We start from the raw sequence: 23748 nt of genomic DNA, 5'->3' as shown, positions 1-23748 counted from the left end.
AAAATTTCCTCCTATAACAAAAGACCAGGCATAACCTAGTCTTCAATAATTTTTTTTCCTATATAAATATACTTGTCACTTTTTAGATTTTCTAAAACACCTGTAAAATTTAAGCACTCAAGTTTTTTTACTATTTCTTTTGGAGAATGATACTTTATACGTTCTCCACATAATCTATGTTTAATACATTTTAATTTTGTTTTTAATTTTTCTAAGTTTGGATCTTGTAATATAACTTCTCCACTTGAGTTTAATACTCTATGAATTTCTTTTAAAGCTTTTGACTGGTTATTAGTATAATTAAATTGATTCAGTACAATAACTTTATCAAAACAATGATCTGAAAAAGGTAATAGTTCTAAGCAGCCCTTAACTACACTACAATTTTCATTGTGTATTAAAGAGTAGCATATATCGTGATATGCACTATCTTCAAGTATAGTAACATGGACTCCAAGCATCCTCAATCTCTTACCTAGGGTACCTATATTTCCAACTAATAAAACTCTTTCTCCTATATTATATCTTATAATGCTTAATATGTCTTCTTCGGCATCCTCTGCAAAGTAATTTGATTCATAACTCCATTGTACTACGCTTTTCACAGTGCTCCCCCTTCTACTTTTCAGTGTTTGTTTTTTACATCATAGAATAGATTATAATAAATCATGAGCAACTATTCAATAACCATTTTAAAGTATTTTTAAATAATTTTTTTAATATGGTTTTCCTAAGCGAAGTATATTTAATTTATATTGTTTTCATCTAATTTTTTTATTTTAGATATAGAAACTTCATATGCAACTCTTTTTTCTATAGTTCCATCTTCAAGTTTCTTTTCATAATCTCTACTTTGAACTCTACCCCACATTTGAATCCTATCCCCTACTTCTAAATTTTTTGCAAATTTCGCATTTCTTCCCCATACAATTGATGGTATGTAATCAGATTTATTGTAAGGTCTATTTATAGCAACTAATAAATCAGTTATTTCTCTCCCTAAAGGAGTTTTTCTATATATAGGATCTTTACATATATACCCGTCTAAGAAAATACTATTTGGGTCTTTAGCCTCTTCTTTAACTAAATTTAACTCTCTAGCAAAAACAGTTAATACAAGTTTATTTCTATTATCTATATTTTTATTATATGATCTTAATTGACCAACAACGTCAACTAAGTTATTTTTATTTAAATCAATTTCTTGTAATAGCCTTTCAGATATAGTTATAGGTAAAATATCATATGTATCACTTAGTCTATGAATTTTTATTTTCGCACTGTAAAACTTTTCTCCGAATATTTCATGGCTAAAAGCTAATTCTTCTCCAAGTTCTCCTCTTAAATTTACTATGTTCGTATCTTCCTTTAAATTCATCATATTCTTCCCCCCAAAATTGTTAATTCCATTTTTTTATCTTGAACCTATATAATAAATATATTTACATCAACTTATTTTTATTACAGGTTTAATAAAATTTAGAATTATTAAATGAGTTTAGATTGGCAAAAAATAAAAATATACCGTATTTTCAATGTAAAATACGGCATATTCTAATCTTTATCAAATTATCTAAGCTTTACTTGCTGTAAATGCTTTTTTTAACATAGTAACTGAAGTGTATGCTATAACAACTATTACTACCCATCTTAGTATATCCATAGGCATTGAACTAACAAAGCTTGCAGCTATAATTACCCCTATAATTCCACCTATTGCTATCCATAAAGAAGTTTTCTTTGCGTATGTTTCTTCTTTTATAAATTTAACACTTGCTGTTGGCATTAATAAAGCACAAGACCCCATCATTATAGGGAATGCTACTGACGGAGACATTCCTAAGAAGTAAACCATAGCCATACATGGAGAATATAACCCAACCCCTGCAGTCATTAGTGCTCCAAATATAAAGTTACCAACTATACCGATTATAAGTTTTGTTCCAGTTAATGCTGTTGCATTTCCTCCTGAAGGGAATAATCCTACCGCAGATAATAACATTAATAATGCTGTTGCTGCTAATGCAAATCCCATTACTATTTGTATTTTTCTTTCATCCATTTTAGATATTATTCCTGCACCTACATAAGATCCTACAACTGCTGCTGCTAATAAACTTATTAAAGTTATTGAGTCTACTTTTATAACTGTTGTAAATATAAAAGCTTCTACAATAACTGGTATAGTATGACATACATTTAATGTTCCTGGTATTAACTTATCAGGTATATCTATTTTAAGAACATTCATCATTGCAACTGTTGGTGCGAATGATCCTATTCCTAAAGTATCAAAAAAGTCTGTTACAAAACCTGTTATAAAAGGCTTCCAAGCTGGTACATTTTCAAACTTGTTGGCTGCTTTAGCTTTTGATAGATCTTTGAAAAAATTAAAACTAAATATTGATACAAAAGCTGCTAATAGTATTCTTACTACGTTTAACATATGATAATTCCTCCTAGTGATATTTATAAAAAATGTCTTAAACAATAAATAAGATTAAATGCTTAAGCGCATTTAATCATATTTATTATAAATTAATTTTTAATATTATACTACTTTAATATAAATCCATATTTTACTGGATCTTCGTCATCTATAACAAAGTGATTGAATCCTGTAATATATGCAGCTCCTGTTATTTCAGGTATTATAGCATCATAATCAGCTACTTTATCAGTTCCTACTACTCTTCCTTTAAATAGTGTTCCTAATATACTTTCATATACGAATAATTCGCCTTCTTTTAATTCACCTTTTGCATGTAGTGTTGCAAGTTTAGCACTTGTTCCTGTTCCACATGGAGATCTATCAACTTGACCTTGTCCAAATATAACTACGTTTTTATAAGTAGCTTCTGGATGAGTTGGCTCATCATATATTTCAACTAAATCTACAGTTTTTATATGAGATAATTCTGGATGTTGTATTTCTATAGTTTCATTTATTATATCTCTCATTTTTAAACCTATTTCAGTTAATTTTTGAGCATTTTTAGGTTCAACTTTTAATCCTAATTCACTAGCTTTTACTATAGCAAAGAAACTTCCACCAAAAGATATATCAAAAGTTACTGTTCCTATTTCAGGCATTTCTATTTGAACATCTCTTTTATATAAAAATGCTGGTACGTTTACTATAGAAACGCCTTTAACTTTTCCATTTTCTACTTTAGCTTCACCTTTTACTATACCTGCTGGAGTATCCATTACAACATGTGTTACAGGCTCTTTCATTTCTACCATACCAGTTTCTACAGCAGCAGTTATAGCTCCTATTGAACCGTGTCCACACATATTTAGGTATCCTCCACCATCCATGAAGATTATTCCAAAGTCTGCTTCTTCATGACAAGGTTGAGTTATTATAGAACCAAACATATCGTTATGTCCTCTTGGCTCTAACATTATAGCAGTTCTTAAATGGTCTAAGTTGTTTTCTAAGTAAGCTTTTTTCTCAGCCATTGTTTTTCCTTTTATGTTAGGAATTCCACCAGTTACTATTCTTGTTGGTTCTCCCATTGTATGAGAGTCTATCGCTTGTATACTTCTTGAAAATTTCATTGTACAGCCCCCTATATTATTATTTTGTTTTCTTTCTCATTTTTAGTTTCAGCAAAGCTAAAGATTTTTTTGCATCTAATTCGTTTACTGTGTTTTCGCCGACAACTTCAGTTTCTATCCCCTTATCTGATTTATTAAAATCTACTATTGTATCCATATATCTATTGGTAACTACAAATTTAGCTTGTGTTCCATTAAATGTAAGTCCAACTACCGGGATATCTCTTTTTCCAATTTCTTCAATAGTATTAGCATAATCTACGTGTGAGTTTCCCCACCCATCACAAGAAATTATAACGCCGTCAGCCCTCATAGCTTCAAGCCATGCAGCTGTTCTTTGTCCAACAAATTCTTTTTCTTTATTATCTTGTGGTGTTCCTACTACTACTATTCCTAAAAGGTCTACATCTTTATCATTCCCTACAATATCTAAAAGAGGGTCTCTAAAGTGATGTAGTGATGTTTCTTTAGTTGATGGTCCTATTCCCATAATCTCACCTCATTAAGTCATAGCTCTCAAGGCACCATCTCTATATTCATTAGGTGATATTATCATTGGCACATTTCCAATATCTATTATTGATGTACCACTCTCGAAGCCACTAGGTTCTTGAGAAAATAGCTGATTATCATACATTGCACCTTGGCCTGCAATTTGTTTAACTATGACAACTTTTTTAGCGCCAGGTTTTATTTTGTCAAAATATTCACGAATTTGCGTAGCCTCTCTTCCATCTTTTTGCTTTAAATTTTCTCTTATAGTTTGTATAAATTTATCGCAAGCTCTAAATGCTGCCAATGGAAGTTTTCTTTCATATGGTAACCCACCTTGAACAGTTACATCAAAGTGTATTATATAATCTGTAGGTGAAGGAGTTCCTGCTCTGCCAAATATCATTTGTTCTGATAGTATTCCTTCTGAAGATCCAAATTCGTGCATTTGTCTTCCATCTTCATCTACTCCTGTAAGCATAACATAGACACCTGTTAAAGTATGTGTTATACCTTCTCCAAGTCTTCCTAAAACTTTTGTTGATATAGGAATTATGTCCATAATAGTATTAATTTCTCTATTGTAATCTCCAGGCTTGATTATATCTACCTTAATTTTTGTAATTAGTTTTTCAGCTTTAAGAATTTCTTCTATGTAATTTTTATTTATGGATAGTGTACCTTTTTCTATTGAGACTTTATCGTTGAATTCAACATTATTTATATGAAATGGCTTAATAACTAATCTTCTAAGTATTTTTTCTTCCACTTTATATCACCTTTTATATAAGCCCTTCTCTAAATTTAGAGAAGGGCTATATTTATCTAAATTATACTTGAGCTACGTACTCGTATGGTAATTGTACTATCTTACCAGCAGATGGTATTTTAATTAATTGCTCTAAAGTATCTCTTAATATGTTTGTTTGCATTTCTATATTGTTTGGTTCACCAGCATTAGCACCCATTGGAACTAATGGAGCAACTGCTCTTGGAGTTCCGTTTTGTCTAACTACTGGAGGAAGAGCTGATATTATTATTGTTGGTATTCCAGCTTCTTCTATTGCTCTCTGCACGATCACGGCAGTTCTATGGCAAGTACCTCAGCCAGCTGTAAGAACTACACCGTCAACGCCCTCATCTTTTAATCTTTGAGCTATAGCAGGACCAGTTTCTTCAGTGAATTTAGTTTGGTCTCCACCACCACCCATGAATCCGATGTGAACTGGAGCTACAGATTTTATGAATCCAGCTTTAGCTAATTCATGTAATCTATCTATAGGGAACATACAGTTTATATCTTTGTTAACGTCAGCGTTATCGTATCCACCGTGAGATACCATCATCTCATCAGTAGTAGCTTTATCAGGTATTTCTCTATAAGTAAAGTCACCTGCTAAGTTAAATCTCTTGTCAGATTTTAAGTGCACACCTGCTGCTGTAGCTAAAGCTATAGTCATATCCTTTAATTCTTTAGTTACAGGAGTCCAAACTGGAGGAGGTGTTATCGGAACGAATATTTCAGATTGAAGTCCTTTTATTGTTGTAAGGCTCATATTTTTCCTCTCCCTTCTATTTATCTAAATCTTCTTGATTTTTTTTATTTCTCTCAATTATATCTACATACTTTTGATTAGGTTCTGGACTTAATACTTCTGGATAACTTAACATAAATCCAACCTCAAGACCAAGCTTAAGTTCATAGTCAGTTATAAGCATTCTTTTCGGTATTTTAAATTGGCCTAATCTGCCTTTTAAGTCTATAGTGACCCCACCGTCAGTTATCTCTACTATTACTCCTTCATACATTCTTTCAGTTGATATATATTTTAATCTATCCATTTTCATTCATCCTTCCATAACCAATTAATGTCTTTTCTTACTTAGCGTCTTTTTCGTATATATTTTTTCTTTTTTCACTCATTGGTAATACTTGCTCATTTTCTACAAGCTCTATTTTATTACCAGTTTCTTTTTCTATTAACTCAACGTTGTTTAATTTAACGTTAGCATTCCATTTTCTTTCAGCAGGCTTAACTTCTTCTCCAGCCATTACTGTTTTTAACATTGCTAAAGATCTTATTGCATCTTCTGGGCATAATGTATTGTTTGATAGTACTTCATTTTCTATACCTTGCTTAGACTTGTTGTTGTCTATCATATACTTCATATATTCGTTACCAACAACTAGAGCACCTTGAACAGCTGAGAAACTTACACCTACTACAGCTACGTCTCTCTTACCTATTTGCTCTATGTGAGAAGCAAAGTCTATATGGTTGTTTCCGAATCCTTCAGTTGTTACTATAGCTCCATCAACACCCATAGCTTCTATCATCATACCTAATCTCTTAGATACATAGAATTTCTCAGCATTAACTTGAGGAGATCCTACAAATATAACACCAACTAAATCTATTTCTTCATCATGCATAGCTTGTCTTACTAATGGTTCTCTCCAGTAATGTCTAGAGTTTTCTTTAGATGCAGGTCCTATACAAGTTAATGCATGTATACCACCATCTAATACTTCAAGTGGAGATAAAACAACTGGAACGTTTCCTAAGTCAACGTTTGGTTTAGCTCCTAATGTTCCAACTGGCTCTACAGGTAATATTAAGTTATCATGCATTGCCCCTTGTCCCATTATCTCTTTAACTATTACAACTTTTTTCTTTCCTGGTCTTCTGTATTGAGTTAATTCTTCAGTATCTACTACTAAAGACTCTTCAGCTTTCTTTAAAGCTTCTCTTATTTCTTGAGTTATATAATCAGATGCACAGTGAGCAGCTAAAGGTCCTGGTCTTTCCATGTTAGTACCTTCTTTAACCGTTACTTGAGTTTTTATGAATATTTCACCTTTGTCAGGAGCACCTGGTCTTCCCCACATTATGTTAGTTTCTAGTACACCTTCTGAAGAACCGAATTCACCTATTTGAACTCCTTTTTCATCTGTACCAGTTACCATCATTATAACTCCATCTATTACTCTAGTTACACCTTCACCTAAGTCTCCTTCTTCTTTAGCAGCTATAGGTTGAACGTCCATTATAGTTTCACTATATTTGTTGTATTCAGCTGGAGTTATTATATCAAGTTTCATATCAACAACTAACTCTTCTGAAGCAACAGCTTCTTTAGTTAACTCTTCTGGTTTTCTTAAGTATAAAGTAGTTCCTTCTATTTTAGTCTCTTCAGCGAAAACTACTTTGTCTATTTTAAAATGCTTTTTAGTTAAACTTCTTACTGCTTTAGCTTCTTGAACAGGTTCAGCTTTAACTTCTACAGCTTCTACAGTTTCAGCTACAACTGGTGTTGCTTGTTGTGCTACACCCATACCTTGAGCTACTGATAGAGGTATTTCTAAGTTTATATCTCTACCTTCACCTATATGTATTTTTATAGTTTGTCCACTTGCTGCTACTGGAGCTACAGGTGCTACAGAAGCAACTGGTGCTACTTCCTTAACTTCTTCAACTTCAACTTCTTCTTTAGCTTCTTCAGCTACAACTATACCTTCTACACAATCAGGTGTTAGTGGAGTTAAAGCATCAACAGTTTTAGTTAATTTAGCTCCTAAAACTTGCTCTATCTTTAAACAATCATCATTTATTTGTAATAATCCTGAATCCTCTAAGTCAGCAAATATTGCTGGATCTTCTAAATTTGATGGTTCTAGCACAGTCCCTGCTTCAAATCTACAGCAACAAACCGCTGGATCTTTAGCATGAGCTTTAGCTGTTTCTACAGTTATTGACATTTCTAATACCTCCTAGCATTATTTTTTTCTTCTATATAATCTATGTCCCGAAGCTCTTAATACATGGTCTGTACTATGGTATACAGGCAAACCTAACCTAGGCGCCACTTGCATAACTGTGTTTGTTCAGTCTTCGCAGTTACCTATTAATACAGCTTCAGCTCCTTGACTCTTTAACTTAAGAACTTTTTCTGCTTGACCTGGGCATATACCTGGTAAATCACATCTAAATCTACCATTTACCTCTGTCATTCTTTTGCACTTTTCTTCAGCTACAACTTCTGCACCCATTAATGATGCTATTTGTTTTAATCTGTCTTCTTGTGCTCCACATTCGCAAGCTATTATTCCTAATTTCTTGCTTTCTTGTGGAAGTGGCATTGATACTAAAATTCCTCCTAGAGTTTTAGTGACAGGGCTTTCCTCTTCACCATGTCTTCCTGTGAAAGGTCCTCCTAAAACTATTTCTCCATAAGGTTTTATAAATCCTCCACATTTTTCTATATATGTTATTACAGGCATTCCTATTGGAACATCCATAAATACCTTGCCATGATTTTCTGCGCCTACAACTCTTCCACCTACAGTTATATCTTTAGTTATAAAAGGTTTTCTTTCTTCTATAGCTTCTACTATACGTTTTATTGTCTCTACGTTAGAAACAACTGTTTTAGCTTCTATTGGAAGTTGTCCTGGTACAAGAGTTATTCCTAATAATTCTCTTATTATAACTCTTTCATCACCAGCTGGGTACATATCTGGTAAATATTTTAATTCTATGTTTGGTTCATCCTTGCAAGCTTTTCCCAAAGCTACTATTGCTTTTTTATACTTAGGCTTTACAGCTATATATGCTTTATCTGCTTTAGTTATATCAAGCATATACTTTAATCCTTTTACTATTATTTCAGGATTATTTTCCATAAGTTCTACATTGTGTCCAAGTACTGGTTCACATTCAGCTGCATTTGCTATTATACAACCTCCTGTAAGATCTACATTAAGTTTTATATGTGTAGGGAAACCAGCTCCTCCTGCACCAACTATACCTGCTTCTTTTATGGCTTCAAGATTATTTTCAGTTTCTTTAATCTTTACAAATTCTTCTGGTTGATTTTCATCAGCTTCTATTAATATAGCAGAATCTGTTATATCAACTACTTTACCATAAACACTAGAGTGTATGTTAGCACCTAATCCTTGAGGTTCAGCTAAAAGTTGTCCTTTTTTAACTTCGCTTCCTACCTCAACTATTGGTTTACACGGAGCCCCTACATGTTGTCTTAATTCTATCTTAAGCATCATGGATTCCACCCCCTGACTATTTTATTTAACACTATTTTATTATTAGCAATTTACATGCCAAATATTTTGTTTGACTATTTTTTATTTATTTATTTTTAAGTTTTGTCTATAAAATAACATTTTTCGACATATAAATTGAATGAATTTTTCATATTTACTATATATTTTATACTATTTGTCGTAAAAAATCACCTATAAATTACGTTTTCCTCTTCATAATGTCGAACTACTGACACTTTTTTGTATTTTTTTAAAATTTATTTTAGTTATTTTTATCACATCTACCTATATACCTTACTTATTTGCAAAAGCTTAATTTATGTCAGTCTTTCGTCTATTGTCTATTTTTAGACACATCTATTTTGTATTGATCTATTTTATAATACAACGTAGTTCTTGGTATATTTAGTATTTTTGAAGCTTTTGCTTTATTTCCTCCTGCCATATCCAAAGCTTTCTTTATTGTTTTAATTTCAAGTTGGCCTATCGCTTTATTTAAATCTAGAGGATAATCATCATCTAAGGTATCACTTTTAGTTGATTCTAATATATGTACAGGAATATCATGCTTTTCTATTGTGTCCCCTCTAGATAATACAACTATATTCTCTATTGTATTTTTTAGTTCTCTGATATTTCCTTTCCAAGTATATCTTTGTAATATACCTATAGCTTCTTTGCTAATATCTAATTTATGTTTATTATTTTGCTCACAGATTTCTTTGATAAATTTATCTACTAATAATAATATGTCTTCTTTTCTTTCTCTTAATGGTGGTAAATCTACTTCTACTACATTTAATCTATAGTATAAATCTTCCCTAAATTTTTCTTCTTCAACTAATTCTTGAAGGTTTTTATTAGTTGCAGATATTATTCTAGCATCTATTTTAATAGTCTTTTCTCCACCTATTCTTCTAACCTCTTTCTCTTGTAAAACTCTAAGCAATTTTGCTTGCATATTTAATGGTAAGTCAGCTATTTCATCTAAAAAAACTGTACCATGTTTTGCCAATTCAAATATACCCATTTTCCCTTTTTTGTTAGCTCCTGTAAATGAACCTGCTTCGTATCCAAAAAATTCACTTTCAAATAACTCGGATGGAATAGCACTACAGTTAACAGGAATAAATGGTCCTTTTCTTTCACTATAGTCATGTATCGCTCTTGCAAAAACCTCTTTTCCAGTTCCACTTTCTCCAAATATAAATATGCTACTTGTAGTTTTTGATACTCTTTTTGCTACTTCTTTAGCTCTTTCTAATTTATAACTTCTTCCTAATATATTATCAAAACTTCCTCTAGATAAGTTTTTCACTTCATCTTCTAAGTACTTAAGTCTATCATTTGCTTTTTCTAGTTTTTGAGATAAATGCTTTGCTTCTGTTATATCTACTTCTGTACAAACAACCCCTACAAACTCAGAATTTATAAAAATAGGATTTGCATCAACTATACCAAATACATCACTATCATCACTTTTATATATACCACTTTCTCTAGTTTTGGTTTTTAATACTTTTGCAGATACAGTTCCTCTAAGATATACTTCCATATCTTTACCTACTATATCTTCTGATTTTATTCCATATCTGTTTTCCATAAATTTATTCCACAAAACAACTTTTCCATCTGTATTTATAGCGCAAATTCCTTCTTTAATTTCTCCAATTATATGTTTAACAGTTATCCCATAATCTTCTAATTCCATATATAAAAAATCTCTTATATGCTTTTGGTTAACTACACCAACTAATTTTTCATTTTCTAATACAGGTAAAACCCCTATATTATTTTTCATCATTATATTTCTACATTCATCTAACTTTGCATATTTATCTATACATATTAGATTTTTAGTCATTATATTTTTTACTAATTCATCTTTATAATCTTTACATTTCATAGATAGTTTACAAATATCAGTCAATGAAACTAGCCCTTTAATTCCACCAGTATCATTTAGAATCATAACTTCTCTTTCATTGCTTTTTATAATTAATTCGATAGCTTGCCCTAGTGTAATGTTCTCATCGACAATTATAAAATTTTTGCTCATTACTTCTTTTACAATTTTAGTTTCTGGTACAGAAAACATTATGACCTCCTTTAGCTTTTGTTTATAAGGTATATTATACTATATAGATACTTGTAAATACTTTAGCAAAATTAAAAAGTTATAGGTTTTACCTATAACTTTTTCACTAACCTTTAAGTTTTTGTACTCCATTACTATCTATTTCATATCCATCATCATAAATTAAATCTGATAATGGAACTAAATCATATTCTTCCTTTAATTTCTTTATTATAAGATTTAAGTATTGTTCATTATAATTTATATCTCCATGAAATAAAATTATAGTTCCTGATTTAGTATTTTTCAAAACATTTTCTACAACATGATTAACCCCGATTTCTTTCCAATCTTGAGAATCTACATCCCACTTTACAGCTTTATAACCAAGTTCTTGGCAAACTTCAAAACTATTCTTATCAAACTCTCCAAAAGGAGGTCTATACATAGTTGTTTTTTCTCCTGTAATAGATTCTATTTTTTTTGATGTTGTTACTATTTCCTGTTCCATATCTTTTTTATTGAGTTCTGTCATATTTGCATGTGAGTTTGAATGATTTCCTATATCATGACCTCTTTCTTTTATTTCCTTAACAATTTCTTCGTTGTTATCTATCCAATTGCCAACTAGAAAAAATGAAGCTTTTACATTATATTTATCTAAGATATCCAATATATCGTATATATTGGATGATCCACCTGCTATATCAAAAGTCAATGAAACTTTATTCTCTTTCGTTTCTACCTTATTTATAGGTACTTCTTTTGGACTCATATTTGATCCTATGTATCTAACTCCATAAATAACCCCAAATGATGCAACTAATGTACAGATAAAAAACATAACACTTGATAAAAAAACTTTTATTTTATGCTGTCCTTTTTTCATATACTCCCTCCATTCATAAATACTCTAGTACAAGTTTATTTTTATTTTTTTCAAAAAATTACTACTTAATTAAATTTATTATTTGGGAAAATTAATTGTAATACTAAATAAAGGTGGTGTTTTTATTGAGAAATTTAAGAAGCGAATTTGGTATTTTAAAAGGAAAAGCAGAAAATAATGAACAAAATAGTATAAAGTTAAATAGTACTCATTATTTAAGAGAAGCTCATGGTATCCAAGAAGGTATTAGAAAAGATAGAAAGATAAAAATAAATAAAAAATTCAAATAATTTTTTATAAGTATGAATATAAAATTTCATATTGGTTAAATTAATATCAACAACAAGATTTTAAAAAAATCTTAGTTGTAAGACATCTAATATTTTAAGGAGGAAATTTACTATGTCAACTAAAAAAGCCGTTCCAGAAGCTAAAGCAGCTTTAAACCAAATGAAATTAGAGATAGCTAATGAATTAGGTTTATCAAACTACGATACAGTAGACAAAGGAAACTTAACTGCTAGACAAAATGGATATGTAGGTGGCTACATGACTAAAAAGTTAGTAGAGATGGCAGAAAGACAAATGTCTGGAAAGTAAGTAGTAAATTAGACACCTAGGATTTAAGAAGGCTACCTTTTACAGGTAGCTTTTTTAATTATATACATACTTTTTTATATCAATGGATTATGTAAATATGAAATTCTACTTTTATTTTTATATATTTTAGTTTAATATAATTATATAGAAACATTATACGGAGGATGATATTATGTTTGAAAACTCATCTGAAGAATTAGCTTACCATAAATTATTAATTTTATATGTATTAGAAGAAACAAATATGGACTTAACTAATTCTCAAATTACTCAAGTTATACTTGAGACTGAGGTTATGAATTATTTTTCATTACAACAATTTCTGTCACAACTTATGGAGGCTAATTTCTTAAAAATATATGAAGATTCAAATAAGGAGTATTACACTTTAACTAAAAAAGGTATAGATACTTTAGAATATTTTTTATCTAGGATTCCTGACCAAATAAAAGAAAAGTTAGATGAATACATTAGACTAAACAAAGAGAATTTATTAGCAGATACTCAAGTTAAATCTAGCTTCGTTAAACAAAGTGATAATGAATTTATAGTAAATCTAAGAGTTATCGAAAACCAATCAAACTTAATAGATTTAAACTTAAATGTATCTTCCGAAAAACAAGCTAAATTAATATGTGATAATTGGAAAAAGAATGCATCTTATATGTATGCTGAAATAATAGATCTGCTTATTTCAAGTAAAAACTAGCCTACTCAAATACTATAGTAGTAGGCTCTTTTCCTGTCTTAACTTCTTTTATAAATTCATTTTTACTTGTTTCAAATATTTTTATACTGTTATTATACGTATCCGTTACAAATATATATTTATTATCCTTGGATAACTCCAAACCTTGAGGTGTTCCATTTACCTTTATACATCCAACTTCTTTATAAGTATTGTAATCTAAAATTTTTATAGCCTTTATGCCTAAATCTGCAATATATATAAGTTCTTTTTCATAGTTTATACAAATTTCTACTGGTATTAATAATCCTTCTATATTATGTATTAATTTTAAATTGTCTTTATCTAAGACTATAATTTTCCCATCTAATGTAGATATGTACATTAAATTTTTAATATCATCAACTTTTATATGCCATGCTTTACTATTAATTTCTACTTTTCTTTCAATATTTTTACTTATAACATTTATGCATAGTATAGAATCTATACATGGTACATATAACTTATTGGTTTTCTTATCAAAAGCAAATCCATGAGGCATGTTATCAACACTAATTACACCTATTGGCTCTAATGTATTTTTATTTAATACATATATGCTATTAGAATCTTCATTGGCTATAAATAATTCATCCTTGCAAATAGATACCTGGCTAAGATTCCCACCTATAGATACTGAATCTATAATTTGTTCCGTTATCATATCAAAAACATACAATACGCCATCAAAAGAGCTAGGTATATACATTATATTTTTTTCTTTTTCTATACAAAAATGATGAGGGTATATATCTGTACCTAAACTAATCTCTTTTTCTACCGTTAAAGTCTTATAGTCTATTATACTAATACTTTGTGATAGATAGTTAGATGTATATAGCTTCAAAATAAAACCTCCTTACTAATAGTGTACTACCATAATATATTGCTTTAAATACTTGTCTTATTACTTTTTTTTAACTTGAAATGAATCAATGTTATTGTTATTATTGATTTAGTATATTTTGGGAGGTTTAAATTATGAAAGTAACAGTAAAACCATCAGGTGTTTGTTGTAGAGAAATGACTTTTGATATTGATGATAACAATATAGTAACGAGTGTAGATTTTGTAGGCGGATGTCCTGGTAACTTAATAGGATTAAAACATTTAGTAGAAGGAAGACCTGCTGATGAAATAGCTGAAAAGTTACAAGGAATTCAATGTGGAGTAAAACCAACATCTTGTCCTGATCAATTATCTAAAGCTTTACGTGAGCAATTATCAAAATAGTTTTCAATAAAAAAAGGTATGAAAATGAGTTAAATCCCATTTTCATACCTTTTTATAAACTTTTCATTATAGTTCTTACATGCCCTATCATATATAAAGATCCTGCACTTATTATAACGTCCTCTTCTTTAGAATTTTCAATTACATATTTAACAGCATCATTTATATCTTCTTTGCAAATAACTTCAATATTATACTTTTCTATCTTTTCTTTAAGTTTTATAGCATCTATAGCTCTAGGATTATCTGGTGTTGTAGTTATAACACGATTAAATCTAGGAATTAATATATCCAGTACAGAATTTATATCCTTATCTTCTAACATTCCTATTAAAAGTATTTTATTTTTTCCTTTAAAATATTTATCTATAGATTTAGCTAAAGACTCAGCACCTTCTTCATTATGAGCTCCATCTATTATAAACATTGGATTTTCTTTTATCTTTTCGATTCTTCCAGGCCATTTTGTTTCCATCAGTCCTTTTCTTAAATCTTCTTCACTTATTAATATTTCTAATTTATTCTTTATAAGTTCTATTGTAGTAAGTGCAACTACTGAATTTTTTACTTGATGATCTCCAATTAAATTAATTTGTAAATCTTTATATTCCTTATTATTTATAATACAATCAAATTTTTGGAAATTAATATTAGATTCTTTTAAAGTTATATCTTTAAAATCACACTCTATATATTTAGCATTTTTTTCATTACAAATTTCTTTTAAAACTTCGCTTGCTTCATTTTTTTGAGGATATACTATAACATCACAGTTTTCTTTTATAATTCCACCTTTTTCAAAAGCAATCTTATCTAAAGTATCGCCAAGTATACCTACATGATCTAGACTTATAGATGTTATAACTGTAGCTATTGGTTTTTCAATTACATTAGTAGCATCATATCTACCACCTAAACCTACTTCTAAAGCAACAAAATCTACTTTCTCTTTATTAAAGTAATAAAATGCCATAGCTGTTACTATTTCAAATTCAGTTGGATAATCATGTCCTTCTTTAACCATTATCTCTATTTTTTCTTTAATTATATTAACTATATTGCCAACTTCATTCTCTGGTATATTTTCTCCGTTTACTCTTATTCTTTCTGTAAAAGTTTCTAAAAATGGAGAAGTATATAGCCCTACTTTATATCCACTTTTCTTTAATATAGTAGATATAAAAGAACATGTAGACCCCTTACCATTTGTTCCTGCTACATGTATAATTTTCAAATTATCTTGTGGATTTCCTAATAATTCTAAAAGTTTTTTTATATTTTCTAAGCCAAGTCTCATTCCGAATTTATGGCTTTCATGTATAAATTTAAGTGCTTCATTGTAGTTCATATTATTCCTCCATTTTAATTAAATAATCTTCATTTTATTAATTTCGTCAAATTACTTAATTAATCCTTTAAAACATCTATATTTAGTAATTAATTCTAAGCCCTTTTGGATAGTGATTTTTTAATACTCCATTTGATTCTTTTCCCCATCCTATAGGAATACCTTCTATTGCTACTAAAACCCATCCTCTACTTTGTCCTGTATTTATTGTATTTCCTCTTAAGTAATTTAAAATATGTTCTTCTTCTAACTTAAGATTCTCTACATGCTTAGCATCTTCTAACTTTAAATAATGCGATAATGCATGTGATGGCTCAAATCTATTTTTCTTTAACACTCCTAGATGTAGTCCATATCTTAATACTTTTAATTTTTTAACATCTGGTGATTCATCTGGAAGTAAATATAAATTTTCTCCTCTTAAATCAAATTTTTTCCCTATATTTATATTTAAAAACTTTTTTTCAAAGTCTTTGTAATCTTTAATTTCTTTATCTAATCTTTTCCCTTTTAATTCCTTAGTTTTGCAATCTTCATCTTCTAACTTTTGAATTTTCGCTACAAAATGACCTTCCCCTTTTACTTTATGAGGCCATACTCTATGCATTTCTATAAGCTTTGCATTTTCATTTTCTTCTATAAATTCATTTATTATATTTTCATTTTCTTCTTTTGTGAAAGTACATGTTGAGTATACTAATATACCTTCATTTTTTAACATATCATAACCATCTCTAATTATTTCTCTTTGAATAGATTGGCATTCTAATACTTTTTCATAAGACCAATCTTTTATTGCAACTTCATCTTTTCTAAACATCCCTTGACCAGAACAAGGTGCATCAATTATAACCTTATCAAAATATCCATTAAATACTTTTCTTAAATTATTAGAATCAGTATTTGTTATTATACAATTTTTTGCTCCAAATCTTTCTAGATTTTCTCCTAAAGCTTTTATTCTTATTGGATTTATTTCATTAGAAACTAATAATCCAGTATCATTTAACTTAGATAATATATATGTTGATTTTCCTCCAGGGGCAGCACACATATCTAATACTTTATCATTTTCTTTTATATCGGCCCTAGGTACTACACTCATAGCAGATGGTTCTTGTAAATAATAAGCTCCTGCTTCATGAAGTGGATTTTTACCTGGTCTATCTATTTTTTCATCGTAATATAATCCTTCTTCAGCCCAAGGTATTTGATTTAATTTAAATAAATTTAAATTTATTAAATCCTCTTTGCTTATTTTAAGTGTATTAACCCTTAATCCTGTAGTCTTTGGTTCTTCATAACTTTTTATAAAATCCTCATACTCATCTTTAAGTATTTCCTTCATATCATCTAAAAATTTTTGAGGTAAATCTATCAATTTTATCGTCCTTTCTATATATCAATTGCCTTTATTTATGAAATTTTTTTACTATAAACATTATAATAGAGTATATATTATATCATATCTATAAAATAAAAAAGGACATCTAAAGTTAGATGTCCTTAATATTTTATATTAATTATTTATATATTTTTCAAATACTTCTCCAAAATCTTTGTTACTATACTTTAATCTTAAAGACTCCATCCAATCTAAGTTAAAACTAGTTAATTCTTTTACTATATTTACTGCATTACCTTCTAAACTACATCTAGATATAGAATCATTTGCCATTTGAAGCCCCTTAGTTCCATCTTCTATAGAAACATTATTTTTTCCTTGTATCATGCTTATCTCTACCAATGTTTTATATAAATCTTTTAGTTGTTCAAGTTGTTTTTTATCTACATCTATACTAAACGCTTCGCTTCCAAAGCTAAACTTTATTTCTATGTCTAGATCTACTGTACCTGCAGTTTCTAATGTTACTGAATTAACTCTTTCATAGTAAAATTCATGTCTTTTTACTGTTCTTTTTTTACTAATTGCATTAGCTCCATCTACATGTAATAAACCCCTATTTGTAAATACATACTCATCAGACTTTGATTTTATAACAAAATATATTTTCTCTCCATCTTCATGCATTATATAGTCATCTCCATCAACCTTATCAAAATCCTTTGGAGATATTATTTTCCCTATATCTGATAATCCTAAAGTATCTGCTGCCATTCTTCCAAATATATTCCCTGCCATATTTACCCTCCTTATTTTTAACATACTGTTTCATCTATTATATACTATAACTTATATTTATATATAATTTTTCATGTTAAAAATCAAAACAAATAAAAAAGCCTATCATATGATAGACTTTTTTAACTTTACCACTAAATTATTTAATTTTAAAAGCTGATTTATACAAAACTATATCTAATATTAAAATAAATATTAGATATATATTAATCCCTAATGTTCCGAAATTTGAAAAAAGAAAGTGAATTCCTGTCATAATAAATATTAAAATAATCATTAAGTAATTTTCTACTATTACTGTATTTTTTTTAAAAATATTAACTGGACAAGAAAAAGGCATACTTTTATCAAGTATTTTAAATGTTAACATAGTTATAAGTATTAAAACTAAAAATATAACTACTAGATGTTGAATTATATTGAACTTATAAAAATATAAAAAAATTATACATTGAATTAAGTAAATCGGTATTATAATATTAACCAAGCAAGCTTTAACAGCTGCTTTATGTACAGTCATTTTATTTTTTATATTTATTATTGTATATATATAAGATGCTTTATCATTTTTAGAATATTTTAATGATGTCATTACTGTAGGAATTATCATTAAACAGAAATATAAAAATAGATACATATATGAATTTATGTATTTTTCGTTTTTATCAAAAATCATATAAATAGGAAATATACAATAAGATCCAATAATTGGATATATTCTAAATTTAAAGTCTCTATCATTTCTTATTAGTTTAGAAACAAAATTAAAAAATATTCTTTCTTCTTTATCTTTGCATATAATCTTACTCAATTTCATTGTTAGATTATGCTTTTTTACTGTTTTACTAGGACCTTCACTATTAAGTTTTTGAAGTTTTCTTTCAAATACTGGTGAAAGCTTTATATATATTAAAACTAATATTACAGGAACAACTAAAGATAATAAAGAAAGTATCAATAATGTTTCATTTTTATTTCCTGTTACTATTATTTCAAATGGAGCTGCAAACCAAAAAGGTGGTAAAAGATAACTTATTGTTCCTAAATCAATATTTTTTAATAAATTTGCACTATCAGTTATATTCATTATAATAAAATAAGCTCCACTAAATAATATTGTAACCCCTATTTGTATAATGCTGATTGCATCTTTAAGCTTTTCTCCATCAAATAACTTTAATACTAGTAGATAAGCTAGTCCAGATACAATTATTATAAAAATATTTAAAAGCAATATTTCTATTAAAAGTACTAAAAAAAATATTAATCCATACTTTATTGATGCAATTAATGAAAATCCACTTAATGCTATGCTTATCCTTATCATATATATCATAACATGAGTTACTTTAGATGCATTCAATGTTTTTAGACTTATACCCCTAGTGAATAATATCCCTTTATCATGTATATCTAATATTACAGATGAAAAGTCTGACATAAATGTTGTAAGCATCAAAAACATAATCATTGTAAAGTACATCGTCATTGATATAAGAGTGTTTTTATTCATTAACATAATCATCATCATAAAGAATCCAATAAATGCATACAGTAATAATATTATTTTATATTGATTTGAAGATTGTTTAGTCTGTTGATTATTTAATAATATAGATGTTTGCCTAGAGTCTATTGTTAGCTTTGTCCTTAATATTAACCTCATATCATCATAGTCTACCCCTAGCTTTTCATATAAAAATCTGAATTTATCAAGTATCTTTAGTGAAATAAAATTTTTCATAATTTACACCTCTTTTATTACAGATATAAATTTTTCTGCAAGTTCTTTATATTCACTAAATCCTGTAAGTTGATTAAATATTTGAGCTAGAGATTCCTCATGTACTCTTTCTTTTAAATCCTCAAAGTTACCATCTGCAACTATATTTCCATCATTTAGAAGTACTATCCTATCACTAATTTTTTCTACAACTTCCATTATATGCGATGAGTAAAAAATAGTTTTACCTTCTTCTTTTAAACTTAACATAATTTCTTTTAGAACCATTACACTATTTGCATCTAATCCACTTAGGGGTTCATCTAAAAATAATATATCTGGATTATGTATCAAACTAGATATTATGACTACCTTTTGTTTCATTCCTTTTGAGAAAGAGCTAATTCTTGAGTTATATGCATCTTTTATTTCTAAAATATCCATTAATTCATAAGCTTTTTTATCTGCAATATCATATTCTAATCCATAAAGTTGCCCTATAAATGTTAAATATTCTCTAGCAGTTAAACTTTCATAAGTTTCAGCTACTTCAGGAACATAACCTATTCTTTTTTTATACTCACTATTTCCATTTGATATATCTTCTCCAAATATTTCGACTAATCCAGTATAGCCCTCAACTAATCCTAATATTATTTTTACAGTTGTACTTTTTCCTGCTCCATTAGGGCCTATATATCCTATTATGCTCCCTCTATCTACTTCTAAATTTATTCCTTTTAAGACTTCTTTACCCTCAAACTTCATCTTTAGATCTTTTATAAATATTGCTTTATCCATAATTTCTCCTGTCGATAGTGTAAAACTATTTTTTACCAAATTATACCATATTTTTTAATTCACTTCCAAGTTTGAATTCCTATTTTAATATAAATTAATTTTATATTAATAAAAAAAGCTATCTCGATATACGAGATAGCTTTTTATTATTTCATTTTAGCTTCTATATTTTCTATTCTTTCAATAACTGATTTCATCATTTCTTCGAATTTTTCTTTTTTAGCTTTTTCTTCATTAACTAAGCTTTCTGGAGCTTTAGCTAGGAATCCTTGATTAGAAAGTTTTCCGTTAACTCTCTTTATTTCGCCTTCTAATTTAGCTTTTTCTTTATTTAACCTCTCTAATTCTTTAGTGAAATCAACTAATTCATCAAGAGGTATAAATATTTTAACTCCATCTATAACAACACTTACTGCATCTTCTGGTATATTAGTTTCATCTTCAACTATTTCAACATTTGAAGCAGATGCTAATGTTACAAAGTAGTCTAATCCTTCTACCATAGCTTCTTTCTTTTCAGCTGTTGGAACTATTATAACTTTAGCTTTCTTTGATGGTGGTACATTCATTTCAGCTCTTACATTTCTTATATTTCTTATACCATCCATTGTTAAGTTCATCATTTCTTCTTCTTTAGCCATATTATCAGCTTCATTGTAATGAGGGAACTCAGCAACTACTATACTTCCTTCTACAGTTGGAAGGTGAGTATATATCTCTTCTGTTATAAATGGCATATATGGGTGAAGAAGTTTTAATATCTTCTCTAATACATATGTTAATGTATATAAAGCTGTTTGTTTAGCAGCTTTATCATCAGAGTATAATCTTGGTTTAACTATTTCTATATACCAGTCACAGTATTCTGACCAGGCAAAGTCGTATATCTTTTGAGCAGCTATTCCTAAGTCAAACTTATCCATGTTGTCAGTAACTTCCTTAACAACATTATTAGCTCTTGATATTATCCACTTATCAGCTAAAGTCATATTACCTTCTACTGATTCTCTAGTAACACCTTCCATTATATCTTCATCTATATTCATAAATACAAATCTAGATGCATTCCATAATTTATTTGCAAAGTTTCTAGCAGATTCAACTCTTTCCATATAGAATCTCATATCATTTCCTGGAGAGTTTCCAGTAGCTAACATAAATCTTAAAGCATCAGCTCCATATTGATCGATAACTTCTAATGGATCTATTCCGTTTCCTAGAGATTTACTCATTTTTCTACCTTCTGAGTCTCTAACTAGTCCATGTATTAATACATGTTCAAATGGAGTTTCTCCCATACAGAACATTCCTGCAAATGCCATTCTTACAACCCAGAAGAATATTATATCGTATCCAGTTACAAGAACACTTGTTGGATAATAGTAATTTAATTCTTCTGTATTATGAGGCCATCCTAAAGTTGAGAAAGGCCATAAAGCTGAAGAGAACCATGTATCTAATACATCTTCATCTTGCTTAAAGTGAGTATGTCCACACTTAGGACAAGCTGTAGGCATTTCTTTAGCTACAACTACCTCACCACACTCTTGACAGTAATAAGCTGGTATTTGGTGACCCCACCATAACTGTCTTGATATACACCAGTCTCTTATATTTTCTAACCATTGTAAGTAAGTTTTATCAAACTTATCAGGCACAAATTGTAAATCTTTTTTCTTTAATATATCTATAGCAGGTTTTGCTAATTCATCCATCTTAACGAACCATTGATCAGATAATCTTGGTTCAACTACAGTTTTACATCTATAGCAAGACCCTACATTGTGATTATGATCTTTTATAGCTATTAAGTATCCAGCTTCATCTAAGTCAGCTATAAGTTGCTTTCTACACTCATATCTGTCCATACCTTCGTACTTACCAGCTAATTTATTCATAGTTCCGTCTTCATTCATTACATTTATTTTTTCAAGATTATGTCTTTGACCTACTTCAAAGTCATTAGGGTCATGCGCTGGAGTCATTTTAACTGCACCTGTACCAAACTCTAAATCAACATAATCATCAGCAACTATTATAAGTTCTCTACCTATTAAAGGAAGTACTGCATGTTTTCCTACTAAATGAGTGTATCTTTCATCTTCAGGGTTTACTGCTATACCTGTATCTCCTAGCATTGTTTCTGGTCTAGTTGTAGCTATTTCTAAAAACTCATCACTACCTGATATTGGATATTTTATATGATAGAACTTTCCATCATGTTCTTCATGTTCAACCTCTGCATCAGATAATGTAGTTTTACAATCTGGACACCAGTTTATTATTCTGTTTCCTCTATATATTTGACCTTTTTCATATAGTTTCACAAAGAACTCAGTAACAGCTTCATTACATCCTTTATCCATTGTAAATCTTTCTCTATCCCAGTCACAAGAATCTCCTAACTGCTTCATTTGGTCAACTATTTTTCTACCAAACTCATTTCTCCAGTCCATAGCTCTTTTTAAGAACTCTTCTCTTCCTAGTTCGTATTTAGTTTTTCCTTCTTGTTCTTTAATTCTTTCAACAACCTTAACTTCTGTTGCTATAGATGCATGGTCTGTTCCTGGTTGCCATAAAGTTTCATAACCGTCCATTCTCTTCCATCTTATAAGTATATCTTGTAAAGTATGATCAAGAGCATGCCCCATGTGTAATTGTCCTGTTATATTTGGTGGGGGAAGCATTATTGTAAATGGCTTTTTATTTGGGTTTGGCTTAGATTTAAATAATCCCTCTTCTACCCACTTTGAATATAATCTTGATTCAAAGTCTTTTGGATTATACGTTTTTGATAAGTTAGTATTTTCCATATAGATTCCTCCTATTATTTTGATATTTTAAAATTAATTTTCTATAAATAAAAAAGAGCTTTTACATCCATTTAAGGACGAAAAGCTCGCGTTACCACCTTAATTTTATATAAACTTGAAATTTAAAATTTATATAACTCTTAATGAATTTAACGATTCTCACCGTCTAAGCTTACTACTATTTCTGCTTAGAAACTCCAAAGCTACCTTCTGCAATTCATTTCTTAGAAAGTTTTTCAGCCGATGAACTTTCCTCTCTGTAAGTTGAGC

The 23748-nt window shown here is 29.0% G+C and carries 21 protein-coding genes, 1 pseudogene and 1 other annotated feature (1 of these 23 cut by a window edge); of the genes and pseudogenes, 4 read left to right on the top strand and 18 right to left on the bottom strand.

Annotated features, from left to right (window positions below; genetic code table 11):
* Positions 1-35: 35 nt before the first annotated feature.
* The 11 genes and pseudogenes from ATCC9714_RS01310 to ATCC9714_RS01255 form a co-directional block, all read right to left on the bottom strand.
* The gene (locus ATCC9714_RS01310; RefSeq protein ID WP_021130141.1) at positions 36-605 is read right to left on the bottom strand and encodes a class I SAM-dependent methyltransferase; all 570 of its coding nucleotides are present in this window, start codon (positions 603-605) and stop codon (positions 36-38) included.
* A 140-nt stretch (positions 606-745) separates the two neighbouring features.
* A complete protein-coding gene (locus ATCC9714_RS01305) occupies positions 746-1381 on the bottom strand; it encodes a single-stranded DNA-binding protein (RefSeq protein ID WP_057545582.1) in 636 nt (211 codons plus the stop codon).
* A gap of 192 nt (positions 1382-1573) precedes the next feature.
* Positions 1574-2446, bottom strand: coding sequence for a sulfite exporter TauE/SafE family protein (locus ATCC9714_RS01300; protein ID WP_021130143.1), 873 nt, complete (start codon positions 2444-2446; stop codon positions 1574-1576).
* Between the two features lie 110 nt (positions 2447-2556).
* A complete protein-coding gene (locus ATCC9714_RS01295; RefSeq protein WP_021130144.1) occupies positions 2557-3564 on the bottom strand; it encodes a proline racemase in 1008 nt (335 codons plus the stop codon).
* A gap of 19 nt (positions 3565-3583) precedes the next feature.
* Positions 3584-4825, bottom strand: a pseudogene (prdD, locus tag ATCC9714_RS17505) (proline reductase cluster protein PrdD).
* A 61-nt stretch (positions 4826-4886) separates the two neighbouring features.
* Positions 4887-5612: a D-proline reductase (dithiol) protein PrdB gene (gene prdB / locus ATCC9714_RS01280; protein ID WP_081013670.1), complete on the bottom strand. Its 726-nt coding sequence runs from the start codon at positions 5610-5612 to the stop codon at positions 4887-4889.
* Between the two features lie 16 nt (positions 5613-5628).
* Positions 5629-5898: a CBO2463/CBO2479 domain-containing protein gene (locus ATCC9714_RS01275; RefSeq protein ID WP_054629612.1), complete on the bottom strand. Its 270-nt coding sequence runs from the start codon at positions 5896-5898 to the stop codon at positions 5629-5631.
* Positions 5899-5935: 37 nt separating this feature from the next.
* Complete coding sequence (gene prdA, locus ATCC9714_RS01270) at positions 5936-7816, bottom strand: D-proline reductase (dithiol) proprotein PrdA (protein WP_054629611.1); 1881 nt, start codon at positions 7814-7816, stop codon at positions 5936-5938.
* Between the two features lie 18 nt (positions 7817-7834).
* Positions 7835-9121 carry a proline reductase-associated electron transfer protein PrdC gene (gene prdC, locus ATCC9714_RS01265; protein WP_196333219.1) on the bottom strand — a complete coding sequence of 429 codons (1287 nt, stop codon included), beginning with the start codon at positions 9119-9121 and terminating at the stop codon, positions 7835-7837.
* A gap of 334 nt (positions 9122-9455) precedes the next feature.
* Positions 9456-11219 (bottom strand): sigma-54 dependent transcriptional regulator PrdR, encoded by a 1764-nt coding sequence (gene prdR / locus ATCC9714_RS01260; RefSeq protein ID WP_054629609.1) that lies wholly within the window; start codon positions 11217-11219, stop codon positions 9456-9458.
* A gap of 106 nt (positions 11220-11325) precedes the next feature.
* Entirely contained in the window at positions 11326-12087 is a 762-nt protein-coding gene (locus ATCC9714_RS01255; RefSeq protein WP_054629608.1) for a polysaccharide deacetylase family protein, read from the bottom strand.
* Between the two features lie 125 nt (positions 12088-12212).
* On the opposite strand from ATCC9714_RS01255, the gene ATCC9714_RS01250 reads away from it, so the two are divergent.
* The 3 genes from ATCC9714_RS01250 (at position 12213) to ATCC9714_RS01240 (ending at position 13396) form a co-directional block, all read left to right on the top strand.
* Positions 12213-12377: a hypothetical protein gene (locus ATCC9714_RS01250; RefSeq protein ID WP_021126567.1), complete on the top strand. Its 165-nt coding sequence runs from the start codon at positions 12213-12215 to the stop codon at positions 12375-12377.
* A gap of 112 nt (positions 12378-12489) precedes the next feature.
* A complete protein-coding gene (locus tag ATCC9714_RS01245) occupies positions 12490-12687 on the top strand; it encodes an alpha/beta-type small acid-soluble spore protein (protein WP_021126568.1) in 198 nt (65 codons plus the stop codon).
* A 172-nt stretch (positions 12688-12859) separates the two neighbouring features.
* A complete protein-coding gene (locus tag ATCC9714_RS01240; protein WP_021130154.1) occupies positions 12860-13396 on the top strand; it encodes a DUF4364 family protein in 537 nt (178 codons plus the stop codon).
* Position 13397: 1 nt separating this feature from the next.
* On the opposite strand, the gene ATCC9714_RS01235 is transcribed toward ATCC9714_RS01240, so the two are convergent.
* The gene (locus tag ATCC9714_RS01235; protein ID WP_057545581.1) at positions 13398-14264 is read right to left on the bottom strand and encodes a YncE family protein; all 867 of its coding nucleotides are present in this window, start codon (positions 14262-14264) and stop codon (positions 13398-13400) included.
* A 134-nt stretch (positions 14265-14398) separates the two neighbouring features.
* On the opposite strand from ATCC9714_RS01235, the gene ATCC9714_RS01230 reads away from it, so the two are divergent.
* On the top strand, positions 14399-14650 hold the full coding sequence (locus tag ATCC9714_RS01230) for a TIGR03905 family TSCPD domain-containing protein (protein WP_021126574.1): 252 nt from the start codon (positions 14399-14401) through the stop codon (positions 14648-14650).
* A 52-nt stretch (positions 14651-14702) separates the two neighbouring features.
* Here ATCC9714_RS01230 and ATCC9714_RS01225 read toward each other — a convergent pair whose 3' ends face one another.
* The 6 genes from ATCC9714_RS01225 to ATCC9714_RS01200 all read right to left on the bottom strand — a co-directional run bounded on the left by ATCC9714_RS01225 (position 14703) and on the right by ATCC9714_RS01200 (position 23478).
* On the bottom strand, positions 14703-15998 hold the full coding sequence (locus ATCC9714_RS01225; RefSeq protein ID WP_054629890.1) for a bifunctional folylpolyglutamate synthase/dihydrofolate synthase: 1296 nt from the start codon (positions 15996-15998) through the stop codon (positions 14703-14705).
* A gap of 82 nt (positions 15999-16080) precedes the next feature.
* Positions 16081-17346, bottom strand: coding sequence for an RsmF rRNA methyltransferase first C-terminal domain-containing protein (locus tag ATCC9714_RS01220; RefSeq protein ID WP_057545630.1), 1266 nt, complete (start codon positions 17344-17346; stop codon positions 16081-16083).
* Positions 17347-17517: 171 nt separating this feature from the next.
* On the bottom strand, positions 17518-18141 hold the full coding sequence (locus tag ATCC9714_RS01215; protein WP_081010853.1) for a PH domain-containing protein: 624 nt from the start codon (positions 18139-18141) through the stop codon (positions 17518-17520).
* 139 nt (positions 18142-18280) lie between these two features.
* Complete coding sequence (locus ATCC9714_RS01210; RefSeq protein WP_057545579.1) at positions 18281-19885, bottom strand: hypothetical protein; 1605 nt, start codon at positions 19883-19885, stop codon at positions 18281-18283.
* Positions 19886-19888: 3 nt separating this feature from the next.
* On the bottom strand, positions 19889-20665 hold the full coding sequence (locus ATCC9714_RS01205) for an ABC transporter ATP-binding protein (RefSeq protein WP_057545578.1): 777 nt from the start codon (positions 20663-20665) through the stop codon (positions 19889-19891).
* A gap of 146 nt (positions 20666-20811) precedes the next feature.
* A complete protein-coding gene (locus ATCC9714_RS01200; protein ID WP_057545577.1) occupies positions 20812-23478 on the bottom strand; it encodes a valine--tRNA ligase in 2667 nt (888 codons plus the stop codon).
* 70 nt (positions 23479-23548) lie between these two features.
* Positions 23549-23748, bottom strand: a binding site (T-box leader) (it continues 30 nt past the right edge of the window).

Origin of the sequence: Paraclostridium sordellii, from assembly GCF_000953675.1 — a bacterium.
GTDB lineage: Bacteria > Bacillota > Clostridia > Peptostreptococcales > Peptostreptococcaceae > Paraclostridium > Paraclostridium sordellii.
This window is presented reverse-complemented; position numbering and strand designations above follow the sequence as displayed.